The following is a 17,105-nucleotide window of genomic DNA, read 5'->3' as shown; positions in this document are numbered from 1 at the left end:
GCTGTGTGAGCTTAATTACCTTTTTTTCATCAGTATCATGTTTATTTCGGACTTGTACTCGCAGATTTATCATACTGATAATCTTCACGTTTTTGATATTCTACTATTTTATCATAATCAGCTAAAACCCTATTCCCTTTTTCTAATGATAGGTCACATTCAAAACGACGTAAGAAATTCCATTCACCCAATACATGACTTAACCCCCAGGTAATTCCCTGCCCTGGTAAGCTATCGGTGTCGGTAAAATTCCCTGCTCTATAAACACCTCCAGCTTCAGGTTTTTCTAATCCGTGTTTAACTGGGTAGAAATTAATTCCATCTTCAGAAAACTGAATGCTATTTGCCTCTGGGCCTTCAGTTAAAAAGGCACAAACGCCTTTTCGGTATGGCCAAACAATACATTCATGCCCTCCAATTAATACCGGATTGTATTCAGATTTAATATAAGGTCCCGTTGGTTTTTCGGATACAGCTACACCAATAATAGCATTGGGCATATCAGCAAATTCTTTCGTGAAATCACCATTTGAGATATTTGGTTTCCAAGGTACACGACCAGCACTCTTATAATACATAAAATATTTTCCATTACGAACAACAAATGTTGGATCGTGAACAACCTCACCATCCCAAGCAATTTCAGGGCCAACTTTTAATATTGGTTCTTCTAATGCATGCCAAGGACCGTTAGGATTATCTGCCCAAGACATTCCTATAACATTTTTATTGAAATCACCTGATGTTTTTGTCCACTCCGACCATCTGGCTTGTTTTAAATTTTCGGCAGCTTGATATGCCAGATAGTATTTACCATCGGCAACCAAAATATCCGTTGTGAATACACTTCGATGGTCATATCGTCCTTTTGGACCTCGATGAACCGCTATTCCTTGTTCTTCCCAATCATAACCATCAGTTGAAGTTGCATACCAGATATCGCAGAGATCCCAGTGAAAAGCACGAGTACTATCTGTTGCATCATTAGGTCCAACAAGCGGAGTATTGACTTGAGGTCTGCTATACCATACATAATATACGCTATCGACCATAATTACACTCGATGGGTCACGACGAGTGACACCTTCTTCGTATCCTATTCCGGTTACTTCTTTAAATACAAAATTAGTGTTAAACTCATTGTATTTGTCAAAACGAATTTTGCTCTCTCTGAATCGTTTATAAGATGCACTCATTTTCTTTTCTTGCTCAGTACATGAAATTAGTAAAGCTAGTAAGAAGGTGTAAATACAAATATTTTTTCCTTTTTTCATTTGTTTATTTTTATTAAATCATATTGTTCAGTTATTCAAATATCCATTCGCAAGTGTCCGACTGTTTCTTGCCTCTCCATTGTCCTGATACCATAATCGTATTTTTGCCGGGTTGCAGCTCAATATCCTCCCAACTAAAAATATGATATTCGGGCTTTTGTATTTTACTCACTTTTTTACCATTTACTGTAAGCGTAACTTCCTCACAGTTGGAATATACCTTTATTGGAGTTAATTTATAGGTTCGGTTAACATGTCTACGGCTTGTTATGTATAGCGTTGGTTCATTTTGATTCCATTGCGCTTTATAAAAATAAAATACATCCTTTTTTACTTCTCGATCGAAGGTTACCAATCCTTTGTGATTCATATTTGGTATTCCACCTCGGTTCCAACCGGCAACCGAAAAGTCAAACATGTTCCAGATGAATGTACTCCATATAAAAGGTCGATCCTGTATGATTTTCCAGCTAATCTCGTGGTAAGTATTCTGTTCTGGCTCTGGAAAATAGTTTCCACTAGGCTTCTCCAACTTTGTAACATCTTGCTGATAAATATTACCACCAATACCGTATTCACTAATTCCTAAAGCAATATGCGGATAATCTTTCCTTGCATCGTCTAACCAGGTTCCCATATCTTGGTATTCGCCATAGTACCAGCCATAATATTTATTCCATGCTTGCAGGTCGCTTATATTACCCATGTTCGATTCCATACCACGGTCACTCGCGGAGGTTGTTAAACGAGTTGCATCTAATTCATGGGCTAATTTATTTAATTCTTTAGTAAGTGTTACACAAGGTTCATCAGTACTATCGTAGGCTCTTACTTCGTTCCATAAGCCCCACACAAATATACTAGGGTGGTTATAATTTTGTATAATTAGCTCGGTAAGCTGCTGCTTTGCATTAGCACCTTCTCTCCCACTATAATCGTGTACAAATGGAATTTCTGCCCAAACCAATAAGCCTATTTCATCGGCCAATTGGTAAGTAATAGATGAATGCTGATAATGCGATAAACGTAGGGAGGTAGCACCAATTTCATCTACCATATCCATATCTTTTTGGTGTTGCTCAAGCAATAATGCCGGTCCAGATTGTTTCCATTCCTGATGCATGCATACACCATTAAGTCTATAAGGTTCTTTATTTAAAAAAAAGCCTTTAGCAGCATCTACTTCATAGGTTTTTAAGCCAAATTTTTGTACCACTTTATCAGTAGTATCACCAACAGAAAATAGAATCTCAATACTATATAAATGAGGGTTTTTACGACCATTCCACAAAACAGGATTGTTAATCTCAAAAGTTTCAGTTATTATTAAATTGCCATTCAAATCGTTTAGAGGCTTTACAAGTTCAGCTACAGTATTCTTGTTTGCATCGATAATCTTATACATCAATTGGGCTGTCTTAACATCAACAGTGCTTGAAATGTGGGTACGCACTTTAATTTTGGCAACATCTTTATTAATTTCTTTTAACTCCACAAATACACCTGACGAAGCATGAAACGTTGGAGAAATATTGCTTTTAGGTGTCGAAAAAATTTGAACAGGACGGTAAATTCCACCATAATGATTGAACAAAGCATCGTCTACCGGGATACGTTTAAAGTTTGGGGCATTGCTAACCTTAACAACTATTAAGTTTTCTTCATTTATTTTTATTACATCAGTTATCTCGTAACAAAAAGCTGAATAACCACCCATATGATTCCCAACTTCCTTTTCGTTTACAAAAACTTGTGCTTCTTGCCCTACGCCTTCGAAACGAATAAAAACACGCTCATCTTTCATCGATTCGGGTACATGAACTATGGTTCTATAACAAGCTTGACCACGAAAATAACCGACTTCCTCAATGGCATCCATTGAGTAAGTATGCGGAACTTTTACTTTTCCCCAGGCAGAGGTATTAAAATCGGCTTTTTGAGCATTGTAAACAATGCCTTTGTTAAATACCCAATCGGTGAGGTTTATATGTTCTCGTTCTTTTACAAACTGAAGTTGTGCTTGAAGAACCATCGTACTCATTAAAATGATGGAGGTAACTAAATGTCGTATGTTCATTTGAATAATTTGTTTGTGTGAAGATTTGTGTGAAGAAAAGATTATTTTTCGTAGCTATAGTCGGTTCTGGACTGATAATCCACTGCCTTATAGTATTCTTTATTTATACGATCGTCCTTATCCATACGCTCCACAGGCTTGTCGGTCCAGTTATGTGGTAAGGTTACAGTAGTATATTCTTTTGTGATTTTTTCTGAATCAGGATAGTCTGCTTTTTGGCCTGATTCTGTTGTTGGACCTAATGCAAATTGCCAGCCGGCATTGAATAATGTGTAATCCTTCGCATAGGTCTTGCCCACACCTATTAGCAGTGAGATAGTTATTAACGCGATTTTAAAAGAATTAATGTAATAGCTTGATATCTTCATTTTTTATTAATTGAGTATTAAAACTAAATGCTTTATTTATTGTTCATATAGCCCAGTATTACCTTTTTCTAACAAAGGCATTAGGCGATCTACTATTTCAGGTTTCATAATAGCTATATTTATTGATTCGTATGGATCACTTTCATGGTCATATAATTCAATAGTAGGTTCTTCATTTCTATAATACTTAGTGAGTCTATATCGGTCAGTTCTTAAGGTGATACCATTATTAAAATAGCTATAAGCCACATTATTATGACTGTCTTGTTTTCCTAAGAGTACGTTTACAAAACTTTTACCATCTAATGAATCTGGAGCATCAACTTTACATAGTTCTAAAAGACTTGGATAAATATCAACTGTTTCAACGACGGATTTTTCAATTTCTCCAGAGTTTTTTTTGCCAGGGATTTTTATAATTAGAGCTGTTTTTAAAGCATTGTCGAAAAGCGTGTGTTTACCCCAAACCTGTTGATCGCCTAAGTGCCAGCCATTATCCCCCCAAATTATTACAATAGTATTTTGGTCTAGACTAAGAGCCTCTAGTTCGTTGATGAGTAGCCCAACTTGCTGGTCGATGTAACTGACACATGCATAGTAGCCGTTTCTAAGTTTTTTTGCATATTTATCAGAAACAGGATGCTTCAAATTTGCAAGCTCGTCAGTCAGTTGATAGTTGTTTAGTTCTGCACTTCTGTGTAAACTGGCTTGATTTACATTTGTTGGCATGTATGGATTTGGCGAAATAAAAAGAGAATCTGTATCATATATATCCCAATATTTTTTAGGGCAATTAAATGGCAAATGTGGCTTAAAATACCCAACACCTAAGAAAAACGGTTTATCATTGTTTTTTAGTTCACGTAATTTAGTAATAGCTAATTGAGTAGTTAATCCATCCACATAACCAGTATCTTCTACATCGTCAGCTTCATATGGTTTTACTTGTCTATTTAAGCTTTGTCTATTTTCGCCATTTGCGTAGCCAAAAAAGGCATTCCACCCCGTTTTCCATTTACCACTATCAAAAACTAACTCGCTCCAACTATAAGGAAGCTCTCTTTTATTTGATGGTTGTTCATTGTAACTATAAATAAGACCATCAGCTGAATGACTTATTTTACCAATACCTACGGTATGATAACCATTACGTTTTAATTGATGAATAAATGTTTCAGGAAGAATACCTTTGGGTTTATTCGAAGTTTCTACTTCAGTTACATTATTGCTAAGTTGATTGATGGTTCTTGGCCGCATACCAGTGAGTAGGCATTGACGCGATGCCCCGCAGGTAGGGACTTGCACATAATGATTTGTAAAAAGAACACCTTCCGATGCTACCTTATCAATGCTGGGTGTTTTCATTATTTTATTTCCGTAGCAACCCAGTTCAGTGCGGAGATCATCAATGGATATAAATAATATATTGGGGGATTTTGTCTCACTTTCACAAGAAATCAAAAAAGCCACCAAGTATATGAAAATTGATACATTCCAAATTTTCCTTTTCGTCATTGTTGTGTTTTATTCGTTATAAATGCAATTTATTGTTCGTTTAAATATATTAAAACAGAAGAGTTTTCATAACTATGCTATAATTAAACTACAACTACTTTTTACTTATTTTTAAGGCAAATCCATGATCGGATGGAGCTGGAGGTTGAGCTGTACAAATCATTCCTAAATTAAGGAAAAAAGGAAGAGCTAAAAGATATATAGTTTTCATATACACAATTTTAAATTTTACAAGATTTCATTTCTTAACTTTCGAAAACTAAATCTTCTTCGTTTATTTGTTAAAGGTTATTTTAAAACTAGTAGCCTGAGTCTCTGCTATTTTCTTAGATAGATTGATTACCAAAGCATCATCTTGTTGCTTCCAACTAATTTTTTCGGAACTCCCAATTAATTGAACAGATTTTATGGTCTGCTGCGTGTATTTTGCATTGGCGCCAAGTGCAGAAATACGTACGGTATTTTCAGGAGTACCCAAACAAATTGCGTAAACAACCTGTCCATCCTTCGACTGGGTAAATCTGATGTTTTTTGCAGTAAAAAAAGTCTTTTCCCGATCATTAAATGAATTTCCAATTTTCTTCTTTACGGGGGCTGGGCCTTCCCCAAAAGTTTTCCATGGACGAGTTGAATAGATTGCTTCTCCATTAACTTTTAACCACACACCAATCTCTTTCATGATTCTTATTTCTTCTGAATCAGGTGTGCCATCTCTTTGTAATGGAACACTAAGCATTAGATTCCCATTTTTACTTACTATATCTGCAAGCATGTGTATCACCTGGGTAGAAGATTTATATGTTTTATTAATAAAATGACAGGGAGAATAATGCCAGTTTCCTAAACATGTATCTGTTTGCCATACAAACGGCAATATGTCCGTGGCTTTACCTCGTTCGATATCATAACCCAACGCTTTACGTTGCTCCTCATTTAGCTTTTTTGTATTCATTACAGCCTCGTTACTGCCATTTAGCTTTATGCTGGAATTATAAAAGTGTGCAGCAAGATTTAACCCGATCTCATCTGTAAGACCATGAAAAGGTAAAACGTGATCATCAAAATAAATCAGATCAGGATTATAGTCGTCCCAAAGTTGCTTGGTTCGGTTATAAAACTTATCCAAATATGCAGCGTCAGGAATATTGCAATTTGGCACATTCCATTCCCATATCTCGTATATTTTCTTTTTTACAATGCTTAGTTCATGGTTTTGCGCATACAAATCCTGTGGGTCATACCCTTCCCACCAAAGACCTTTGCCATCTTCCTTGGTCATATTTCCATCGTATGGCACCCCAGCATACGGACCAGAACTGTCAGCACCCTGTGCCGGTTCATACCATGTCCATGCATGAGAGGCATGCACACTCACACCAAAACGCAGATCATGCTTGCGTGCTGCAGCACTCCACATACCAATCAAATCTTTCTTGGGTCCCATATTAACAGAGTTCCAAGGTTGAAATTTAGAATCGTAATTATCAAAATTTTCATGATGATTGGCCAATGCCATGAAATATTTTGCTCCACACTCTTTATAGAACCCTAGCAATTGATCCGGATCGAACTTTGCAGCTTTCCAAAGATTTATAACGTCTTTAAAACCAAATTCGGAAGGATGACCATATCTATCAATATGTGGCAGATACATTGAAGAATCATATGGCATATATTTTTTATTTGGTTCATACATTCCACGAGCATACCAATCTGCTACTTCAGGTTCACTTTGTGGTCCCCAATGTGCCCAAATGCCAAATTTAACATCGCGGAACCATTCCGGTGTTTCATAACTTTTAAGCGACTCCCAATTTGCCTCGAAAGGACCATCTGCAATTGGTGCAAGATTCAAGGGAGGACAGTTACTGTTTGTTGAATCGATTTCTCCAATTTTATTCTCATTTTGAGAGTTTAAAGTTGTCGAAATTAGTATTATAAATAAAAAATATAGACTTAATGCTTTCATGTAAATTCTTTTAATTATTATTTTAATTCTTTGATAATTTTAATGCAAAACCATGTTCGCTTGATGCCTTGTCAAGTAAGTTCAAAAGATAAGTTTTTTTATCAAGTTTCCAATAAGTTTTTCCATTGACCCGCAGAGATTTGTTACCTGATACACGCCTTCAAATTCAAGAAATACTTTTTTGATGAATTTGTAGTTACTTTTATTCAATTATTTTAGTGTGATTTTATAAACAATTGCTGCATCTGCTTCTGCTGGCTTGTCTTTTGGTTGATTTACAACTAAACCTAATTTGGTGTTTTTCCAATTAATTTTTTCAATACTTCCTAAAACTTCAACCTTTATAATTTTTAAATGTTTTGCTTTATTTGAGAACGTTGTTAATGTGCGTTGTGATTTTTTATCATTCCAACCAAGTTGTATGGCATATACAATATTTCCATTTTGTGTATATCTTACATCTTCAGCATTTAAATCACCTAATCCTTCTTTAATAGCACCGTATTCGTTCCATACGTCCTTAGGGTCACGCTTTAAAACCGTGGTACCTTCACCATAAGCAACAAATGGTCTTGTGTTATAAATGGATTCACCATATAATTTCATCCAAGCACCAATTCCTTTCATAGCTTCAATTTGTTCCATAGGCATTGTTCCATCTGCCATAGGCCCTGCTGAAAGTAACATGACCCCATTTTTACTTACAACTTCAGCTAACATTCTAATGGCTATTTTGGGGTCAATTGCAGTACGTTTATTTTTATCGAAACACCATGCACTTCCTAATATAAAATCGGTTATCCATACGTCTGGAGTAATATCTTCCATTGTGGCTCTTTCAACATTTACTACAGATAATTCAGTAGGAAAAAAAGTTCCTTTTGTATTTACAACAACCTCTTTATTAAGTTCCTTTGCTTTGTTAAAATAATTTGCTAAAAACTGTTTTCGGTGCGATTCTTTTATAAAACGTTGCCCAAAATCCATCCAAATATAATCTGGACAAAATTCGTTAATAACTTCATCTAATTTAGCCAACCATAAATCATTGGCCTCATCATAATCCATATTACTATACAATTTTCTGTATTTCTCATCTTGAGGAACTTCAACAGAATCCTGTACTATATTATACTTACTAACTGGTCTTAAAAAAGTATTTTCTTGTTTTGGATAAAACACATTGTTAAACCCATGATGAAAAGTAGCCATAAATTTTAAACCTCTTTTTTTAGTTTCATCATTAATAGCTTTTACTATATTAATTCCTGGTCCCATATCAACCGAATTCCATTCATTTACTTTACTGTCCCATAATGAAAACCCATCGTGATGTTCAGCAATTGAACCAATAAATTTTGCTCCCATACCTTCAAACATATCAACCCATTCTTTTGCACTGAATTGAGGAGCTTTCCACAAGGGAATAAAATCGTGGTAATTAAAATTTTTACCATAATTTGCTTTATGGTTTTTATAAATTTCACTTCCCCAACCAACTCTATTAGGCACATACATCCAACGAGGATACCATTCACCTCCTTCGGCAGGAACAGAGTATACTCCCCAATGAAAATAGATACCTAATTTAGCATCCGCAAACCATTCTGGGGCAGCTTTGTGTTGCTTTAAGTTTTCCCAATCTGGCTTAAATTCTTGAGCAGATAGGGTGTTGTGATTTATGAAAAATACTACAAATGCGAATACTAAAAGGAATGATTGTTTTGTCATTTTTGTGCTTATAATTATTAACTTTATAAATATATAAAGATATCTAAATAAAAAAAAACATAGTTGTGATTAAAAATGCAATAAAAAACATATGATATAGAGTTTAAACCAAACATTAAAAAAAGATTAGCTTAATGTGGCTATTTTTGATTCATATTAATGAAATCCATAATTGCAAATGAATATTTTTAAAATCACAGTTTTAAGTTTTTTAGTTTTAGTAACTACGTATTCTCTCCAATCACAATCCATCTATTTTGGTCGCGTGGAAATGGTTGGGTTTTTGGGGGCTTAACTTTATTAATGGATGAATACAAGCCAGACTCAATACAATAAGAAGTTTTATAGTTTTCATTTTTTATTTATTACTGTGTTTTATTGGTTATATAATGCGATTTGTTGTTGCAAATAGATTAAAAATAGAAGGATTCTTCATAACTAAGCTGTATTTAATCCACAACTACTTTTTACTTATTTTTAGGGCAAATCCATGATCAGATGGAGCTTGTTCAGGCAATTCAACTTGTAAGCCTTCGTTATCAATTTTCCATTCAACTTTACCTTTGTACCCGATAAGAGAAACGGCTGTTATCATCTCTGCTGTAGAAGCTTTTATTCCAAGTGATTTAATTGTCACTTTTTTATCTTCAGGCCAGACAAATACTATGGCATATAGTGTTTTGTTATTTTTTGAACGTGTAAAACGCATATCTTGACTACTGTATTCAGTTTTGCTACTACCAAAAGTTTGATGACGTGGTGCTTTTTTTGTAGAAGGACCTTCACCACTTATTTTCCAAGGGCGGGTTGCATAAATTGCTTCCCCATTAATTTTTAACCAAGCACCAATTTCTTTAATAATTTTCAGTTCATCGGAGTCTAAAGTACCATCACCTCTAAGAGGAAGGTTAAGCATAAGATTCCCGTTTTTACTTACAATATCGGCAAGCATTGGAATTATTTCTGACGCCTGCTTGTACCTATGATGATAATACATTTGTCTGTTATAATGCCATGTGCCAATACATTCGTCCGTTTGCCATGCATCAGGTAATATATCGGGTGCATTGCTTTTTTCAATATCGAGCATAATGGCATCACGTTGTTCTTCATTCAACATTTTGGTATTCATTACAGCTTCGTTTTTTCCATTCCACTGTGTATTTGTATTGTAAAAGTGGGAAGCTAGTTCTAGACCTATGGTTTGGTCTATTTCGTAAAAAGGAAGAATAAAGTCATCGAAGTAAATTTGGTCAGGTTTATAATCATCCCATAGTTGTTTCACTCTGTTTATGTATTTTGCGATATAGGCTGAATCGGGCGTAGCAACGCCTAAATTAGGATCCCAGCTCCATTCTACAATGTTACTCGGATTCGGTTTGTGGTTTTGTGCGTACAAATCTTGCGGATCGTAACCTTCCCACCATTTTCCTTTCCCATCGGCTTTTGTTAATTTCCCATCGTAAGGAATACCTTTATACGGACCTTCTGTATCAGCACCCTGGGCTGTTTCGTACCACGCCCATGCATGCGCCGAATGTACACTTACACCAAAACGCAAATCGAGTTTACGGGCAGCTTTGGACCATTCGCCAATAAGGTCTTTCTTTGGTCCCATATTTACAGAGTTCCAAGGCTGATATTTCGAGTTGTAATTGTCGAAATTATCGTGATGATTGGCCATGGCCATAAAATAACGAGCTCCGCAGTCCTTATAAAGTGTTAGTAGCGAATCGGCATTAAAGTTTTCTGCCTTCCACTCATTAATTACATCTTTAAAACCAAATTCAGAGGGATGCCCATAGTGGTCTAAGTGATAACGATATTGTCTATTTGTTTCGGTCCCAACACTCCCTGTACTATCAGAAAAACGGTAACCTGCTGTTTTCTCGATATACATATTACGCGCGTACCAATCGTCTGCCTCTGGCTCGCATTGAGCACCCCAATGCGCCCATATTCCGAACTTTGCATCTCGAAACCACTCGGGAGATTCGTATTGCGAAAGAGACTCCCAAGTTGGTTCAAAATAGACCGATTTTTCTGCATTTATATTTTTTTGAGCTTGTAGATTATTGCATAATAGAAATGCAATGATTATATGATCTAAAACTCTACCTATTTTATTTTTTTGAATTTTCATGTTCCATATCCATTAATGATTATTCAAAATTAGGATAATAAGCTTTTTACTAAGGATGGAAATGATTCAATTACAAATGGATATCGTTCAAAGTCCTTTTACACATTAAAAAGAATAACACATAAGCCACATTAAATAAAACATATAGCCTTAAGTTTTATAAGCAACACATCTAATGGGGTTATATTGAATATTGACTAAAAGAACCTTGAATTTGCATTAATTTGCATTAATTTGTAGTAGTTAATTTAAAGCACATCAATCTGAAAAAACTTCTTCTCATATTACATTTTTTAATGTTTACAATAGCATTATATACTCAAACACCTAGATTAGATTATTTCGATATATCTAATGGATTGTCGCAAAATTATGTGTTTAGTTTAGATATTGACAAGCAAGGGAATATATGGGCTGGCACTTTAGATGGACTGAATCGGTTTGACGGGTATGACTTTGAAATATTTTACCCTTCAGCTAATACTTCGGCTAGTATTATGGGGAATATTGTAACCGCCTTGCATACCGATGCCAACGGTGATATTTGGATTTCTACCAGTAATGGGGGGCTCAATAAGTTTGATTCAAAACGTAAAATATTTCAGCATTTTTATGATTCTTCTGTAATTAATTATTCAACCGAAGGTTATAATAATATTAATGTAACAGGTAATAACTACGTGTGGGTTCAGAGTTATGATAAAATAGGAGTATATAACAAAACAGCAAATACCTTTTGCAACTATCAGCCAAAATCTGTTTTGCGAGGTTTGTGTCCTTATAAACAGAATGGGGTTTTAAGCTATGGCGATCAAGGAGTAGAGGAACTTATGTATTCAGATGCCAATGTGCATGTTTTAAAACGGATGATATCTGAACCTGTATTTTGGATGGAAAACATAGGTGAGTTTTATTACGTTGCACTAAAAGAGGGGATTATTCGACATGATTCATCTTTTCAAGTTGTAGATACAATACTTCCCTTTAAACAAATTGAAAAATATTTTGATGCAAATCAAATTAGGGCTGTGGCTATTTCTAAAACCAATATATGGATAGGAACAACCGTGGGTTTGTATAAGTTTCCTCTAAAAGAGATTCAAGATGAGGCCTTAATGAAGCAAAATACCTTGGAAAATGAGCACTTTATAAATGATGATTATATATCGAGGCTAAAATTTGATAAAGCTGGAAATCTGTGGATTGGAACTGCAAAAAAAGGAATTGCCGTTTACAACAAGCAGAAAAACCTTTTCAATAGGATTGATTTTGAGAAAGAGACTATAGGAGATTATGACAAAGGCGCAATCTCCTCTTTGTGCCAAATCCGTTCAGGAGATTTATGGATTAGTAAAGATGAAAATGGCTTAACGGTTTTAAAGCAAGATGGTAGTACCAAATTTTATACTCATTATACGGACAAAAACGGAAGGTCTCAAACATTAAAATCAGTACGTTGTATTTTTGAAGATTCCCAAAATAATATTTGGTTGGGGACTTTAAATAATGTCTGTCGCTATAATAAGAACTTGGACAGGATAGAAACTTTAAATTACAAATTTGGTTGGGACTGGCCTTATCAATGCTTCGTTATTAAGGAATTTAACGAAGGAGAAGTAACTATTACCGGAGACAATAAGATTGCAACTTGTAATTTAAATACTGGCAACTTGGATTTCCTCCCTAACAACCATAATGGAATTACACTTTGGTCAGCAATTAGAGATATTAAACGCGACAAGCACAATAATTTATGGGTAGCTCAAAATAATTATGGGTTGGTGAAAATTGCTCATTCCCCTTTGCACTTTACTCGTATTTTAAAATCAAATGGAGGATTAAGTGACAATAAGGTTTTTTCAATGGAAATTCAGGATGACACCTTATGGTTAGCTACCATTGCAGGTGTTGATATGCTTAATACCAAAACTGATTCTGTTTTCAAAAGCTATTCTCAAGAAGATGGGTTAAGCAGTAATGTCGTCTACTCAGTTCATCTTGATAAAACGGATAACATATGGATGAGTACCAAAAAAGGTATTTGTAAGCTTAATACTAAAACTGATAAAATCACTTCATATTTGCATAATGAGTTTTACTCCGACGATGCTTATTTTTACGATCATGATAATACAATATATTATAGTGAATATTCAGGGGTAACATGGTTTAACCCAAAAGAGATAAACGAATACAACATTAACACAAAACCTGCCATTGAGGATTTCTCACTCTTTAACCAAACCATTAATATTGGAGATACAATTAATAGTGAAGTTATGCTAAAAGATAATTTCGAATATATTGATTACATTTCTTTAAATTATAAACAGAATACATTTTCCTTATCTTTTAATGCCTACCCTTTTGAAATACCCAATAACAATAAGTTTAGGTATCGCTTAGTAGGAATCGAGAATGACTGGATTCATCCTAAAGTTGGAATCCGAACTGCTTATTATACAACGATTAGTCCTGGACAATATATTTTTAAAGTTCAAGTATCATCTATTGAAAACGAATGGAGCGATGCCGCTCAGGTAAAAATTGTAATTAAGCCTCCATTTTGGCAAACCATTTGGTTCCGAATAGTATTTATCTTATTTGCATTGGCATTAATAGCTGTTTTTTTTCAGGTCCGTTTAGCCAGAATAAAACGAATCAAATTAATATTGGAAAAAAGGGTCAAAGAACAAACCAAAGAACTTGAAGAACAGAATATTCAGATATTAGAAATCTCTAAAAAGCTACACGAATCAGATCAAGCTAAGCTTCAGTTTTTTACAAATATCTCACATGAGTTCCGTACACCAATTACGCTTATTCTTGGGCATCTTGATAATGTAGCAAAGCTATCTAATAGCAAAGAAGTGGCAATAATTAAAAACAATGTCAATAGACTTCTAAAGATGGTGAACCAGCTTATTGAAGTTCGGAAGATGGATCAAGGAAAACTAAAGTTAAACGTAAGCACGTTTGATATTGTTGAGTTTGCAAAAGATATAACTACGAGCTTTAATATTCTAGCCCAACAAAAAGAACTCAGTCTTGACTTTTTCACTTCGCTAAAAAAACAGAAGGTATGGCTAGACAGAAACAAAACCGAACAAATATTCTATAATCTAATCTCCAATGCAATTAAATATACTCCCAATGGACGAAATATAATTGTAGAGGTTAAAACCGAAGATGACAATTTAATTATTAGAGTTGAAAACTACGGCGTTGGAATACCAACAGATCAACTAGATAAGATATTTGACAGATTTTATAGATTAAAGAATCACAAGGCAACCGGAGACGGTATTGGCCTTGCCCTAGTAAAGGGATTAGTTGAATTGCAAAAGGGCGAAATTACGGCTCAAAGTGACGTCAAAGAATTAACATCGTTTATTCTTAATTTTGGGTTGGGAAAAGAACAGTTTTCAGAAGAAGATTTTGGAGAAAATGAAATTGCCCAACAACTGCCTATATATCCAAAGGTATCAAATACTAATGAAGCGAATTTCGAAGTTGGACAGAAGCTTCTATTGGTTGAAGATAATATTGAGCTTATTGAATATATTACTAATTTGTTAAAACCACATTTTGCAATTAAAACCGCTACAAATGGAAAAATAGCATTAGGTATTCTAGAAGAATACATGCCCGACCTAATTATTTCCGATATTATGATGCCAGTAATGAATGGTATGGAATTCTGCGAAAAATTGAAATCTAAAATATTAACCTCGCATATTCCTATTATTCTTTTAACAGCAAAAACTGATTCAGAAACCCAAATTGAGGGTTTTAGAAAAGGAATTGACGACTACATTGAAAAACCATTTAACCCCGATATTTTACTAGCAAGAATAAATGCTATTCTTACCAGAAGAGAGCAGTTGAAAGCACAAATCATTGAAGCTCCAACAATTGAAATAACAGCTCAAAGTTCATACTCAAAAAGAGATAAAGAGTTCTGGGCAAATTTAAATCAGATACTTGAAGACAACTATTCGAATGTAGAATTCAATGTTGATGAGTTAGGCCGATTATTAAACATGAGTAAATCAACTTTCTATCGCAAGTTCACGGGGCTAACAGGTCAGAGTACCTCGAATTATTTGCGTAAATTCAGGTTAAGAAAAGCTGCAGGTTTTCTTTACGATGACCGGTTAGATATTGCAGAGGTTTGCCTTCGCTCAGGTTTTAATAGCTTAACTCAATTTCGTGTAAACTTTAAGGAAGAGTATGGAATTACTCCTTTGGCATATAGAAAAAGGGTCTTAAAGTAGAACGCTAGTTGTGTGCAAGTGTTTTTCGGGAATTTTGTAACCATACTGAATGAGATGTCTCTGTATTTATTGCTAGTTTTTTTCTTGCAGGTTTGTTTCACTTTTTTATTACTAGGATTGTCATTTGCGTTCATAAGAACTCTTGCAGCATTAATTGCCGGAGTTAGATAGAATCTGAAAGTGAATAAACTCAAATATTTGTATCAAAAGTTATATAAATCAATTTTCATATATTTTGCCATTTTTTTGTTCAAAAGAATGATGAAAACGCTTGGTGAAAAATGCACTCTTTTGCAAATTTTGGTCTGTGCGTAAGCTTATGCGATTTGCAAATGTGTGCAATGTGCGTGTGGCTTCTCCAACTGTCCCGAAGGGCAGAAGCGCGCAGGCAAAAACTATTTTTTCTTTGAACCAAACTTCAATCAATGAGCTAATATTTTCTATTCGTTTTTTCAAAATTTATATTCAGGTAATTACTATGATAGTCGGTCTCCCAGCCTTGCATACAACGGTCTTCTTTACTTTACCGTGCTATTAAATAGTTAATTAACTTTACTAAGAAACAAGAGGAGAACTATAACGGTCTTTGGAATAGCAGTTCCTATATACGTATGAGTCCTCTTGTCTCTCTTAGGTTGCTTAGGACCATTTGGAATACCAGGAATTTTTTCCTAATAAAGGTGATAGTCATTGCAACATTTATTAATCATTTCTTTTTAAAAGGAAATAATATTTAAAAATATGAAAAATTATGTAGATGTTATAGGAATTGATGTATCTAAATTAACAATCGATGCACATATCCATAACAGAGCAGTACATCGAGTGTTTTCTAACACTACTAAGGGTTACAAAGCATTATTGTCATGGACGGAAACGTATTTAAAAGAGCAAGTCTATTTTTTCTGTTTTGAGAATACAGGACATTACTCTACAAAACTGAGTGTTTACCTATCAGAAAACAATATAGATTATATTGAACAAAGTCCCTTAGCAATCAAACGATCTGTAGGTATTGTTAGAGGTAAAACAGATAAACTTGATGCGGGTATGATAGCTAGGTATGCTTGGTTACATAAAGAAGAACTACTTCTTAGTACACCAAAAGAAAATCACGTTCAAGAGTTGGGCAGATTATTATCGATTAGAGAACAGCTAGTAAGAGATCGAACAGGCAAGATGAGTAGCCTTAAAGAAATGCAATCTTTACTTAGTAGTCCTTCAACCGACAACTGTTGTAGAATTATCAAAAAGACCATTCATTATCTCACAAAACAAATTGAAGCTCTAGAACTTTGTATTAAAAAATTAATGAAAAGTGATAAATCACTCGATAAGAATTTTAAGCTTCTAAATACCTTAAAAGGAGTCGGATTAATACTTTCTTGTCAGATTATATATCACACGAGCAACTTTAAACGATTCAATAGTTGGCGACAATTTTCTAGCTATTGTGGTGTTGCACCTTTTGAACACAGTTCTGGAACCAGTATTAGAAGAAGGAATAGAATACACCATATAGGAGATAGAAAAATGAAAACACTTTTAACACTTGCCAGCGTGAGTGCTATACAGTGCGATAAAGAACTAAAACAATATTACAAGAAGAAACTCGAAGAAGGTAAACCAAAAATGGTTGCTTTAAATAATGTTAGAAATAAGATTTTATCAAGAGCATTTGCAGTAGTGAAAAGAGGAACGCCTTATGTAGAAATCCAAAAATATGCAGCTTAAAAATAAGTTATAAATTA

At 34.5% G+C, this 17,105-nt stretch carries 10 protein-coding genes; 2 read left to right on the top strand and 8 right to left on the bottom strand.

Annotated elements, in window-relative coordinates:
• Positions 1-41: 41 nt before the first annotated feature.
• From FF125_RS02325 to FF125_RS02295, 7 genes are all read right to left on the bottom strand, one after another.
• Complete coding sequence (locus tag FF125_RS02325; RefSeq protein WP_138948271.1) at positions 42-1,274, bottom strand: glycoside hydrolase family 117 protein; 1,233 nt, start codon at positions 1,272-1,274, stop codon at positions 42-44.
• 31 nt (positions 1,275-1,305) lie between these two features.
• Positions 1,306-3,351: a glycoside hydrolase family 2 protein gene (locus tag FF125_RS02320; protein ID WP_138948270.1), complete on the bottom strand. Its 2,046-nt coding sequence runs from the start codon at positions 3,349-3,351 to the stop codon at positions 1,306-1,308.
• Positions 3,352-3,392: 41 nt separating this feature from the next.
• The gene (locus FF125_RS02315; protein WP_138948269.1) at positions 3,393-3,719 is read right to left on the bottom strand and encodes a hypothetical protein; all 327 of its coding nucleotides are present in this window, start codon (positions 3,717-3,719) and stop codon (positions 3,393-3,395) included.
• Between the two features lie 36 nt (positions 3,720-3,755).
• Positions 3,756-5,234 carry a sulfatase gene (locus tag FF125_RS02310; protein WP_138948268.1) on the bottom strand — a complete coding sequence of 493 codons (1,479 nt, stop codon included), beginning with the start codon at positions 5,232-5,234 and terminating at the stop codon, positions 3,756-3,758.
• 274 nt (positions 5,235-5,508) lie between these two features.
• Complete coding sequence (locus tag FF125_RS02305) at positions 5,509-7,203, bottom strand: alpha-L-fucosidase (RefSeq protein WP_138948267.1); 1,695 nt, start codon at positions 7,201-7,203, stop codon at positions 5,509-5,511.
• 210 nt (positions 7,204-7,413) lie between these two features.
• Positions 7,414-8,934 carry an alpha-L-fucosidase gene (locus FF125_RS02300; RefSeq protein ID WP_138948266.1) on the bottom strand — a complete coding sequence of 507 codons (1,521 nt, stop codon included), beginning with the start codon at positions 8,932-8,934 and terminating at the stop codon, positions 7,414-7,416.
• Positions 8,935-9,394: 460 nt separating this feature from the next.
• Positions 9,395-11,077 carry an alpha-L-fucosidase gene (locus FF125_RS02295; RefSeq protein WP_138948265.1) on the bottom strand — a complete coding sequence of 561 codons (1,683 nt, stop codon included), beginning with the start codon at positions 11,075-11,077 and terminating at the stop codon, positions 9,395-9,397.
• A 296-nt stretch (positions 11,078-11,373) separates the two neighbouring features.
• On the opposite strand from FF125_RS02295, the gene FF125_RS02290 reads away from it, so the two are divergent.
• Positions 11,374-15,354 carry a hybrid sensor histidine kinase/response regulator transcription factor gene (locus FF125_RS02290; RefSeq protein ID WP_138948264.1) on the top strand — a complete coding sequence of 1,327 codons (3,981 nt, stop codon included), beginning with the start codon at positions 11,374-11,376 and terminating at the stop codon, positions 15,352-15,354.
• Between the two features lie 219 nt (positions 15,355-15,573).
• Here FF125_RS02290 and FF125_RS02285 read toward each other — a convergent pair whose 3' ends face one another.
• Positions 15,574-15,810 (bottom strand): hypothetical protein, encoded by a 237-nt coding sequence (locus FF125_RS02285; protein WP_138948263.1) that lies wholly within the window; start codon positions 15,808-15,810, stop codon positions 15,574-15,576.
• Positions 15,811-16,095: 285 nt separating this feature from the next.
• Here FF125_RS02285 and FF125_RS02280 point away from each other — a divergent pair, with 285 nt between their 5' ends.
• Positions 16,096-17,088 (top strand): IS110 family RNA-guided transposase, encoded by a 993-nt coding sequence (locus tag FF125_RS02280; RefSeq protein ID WP_138948262.1) that lies wholly within the window; start codon positions 16,096-16,098, stop codon positions 17,086-17,088.
• The last annotated feature ends 17 nt before the right edge of the window (positions 17,089-17,105 follow it).

It is taken from the genome of Aureibaculum algae, assembly GCF_006065315.1.
GTDB lineage: Bacteria > Bacteroidota > Bacteroidia > Flavobacteriales > Flavobacteriaceae > Aureibaculum > Aureibaculum algae.
Note: the sequence above shows the minus strand (reverse complement) of the source record. Positions and strands in the feature narration are given on the sequence as shown.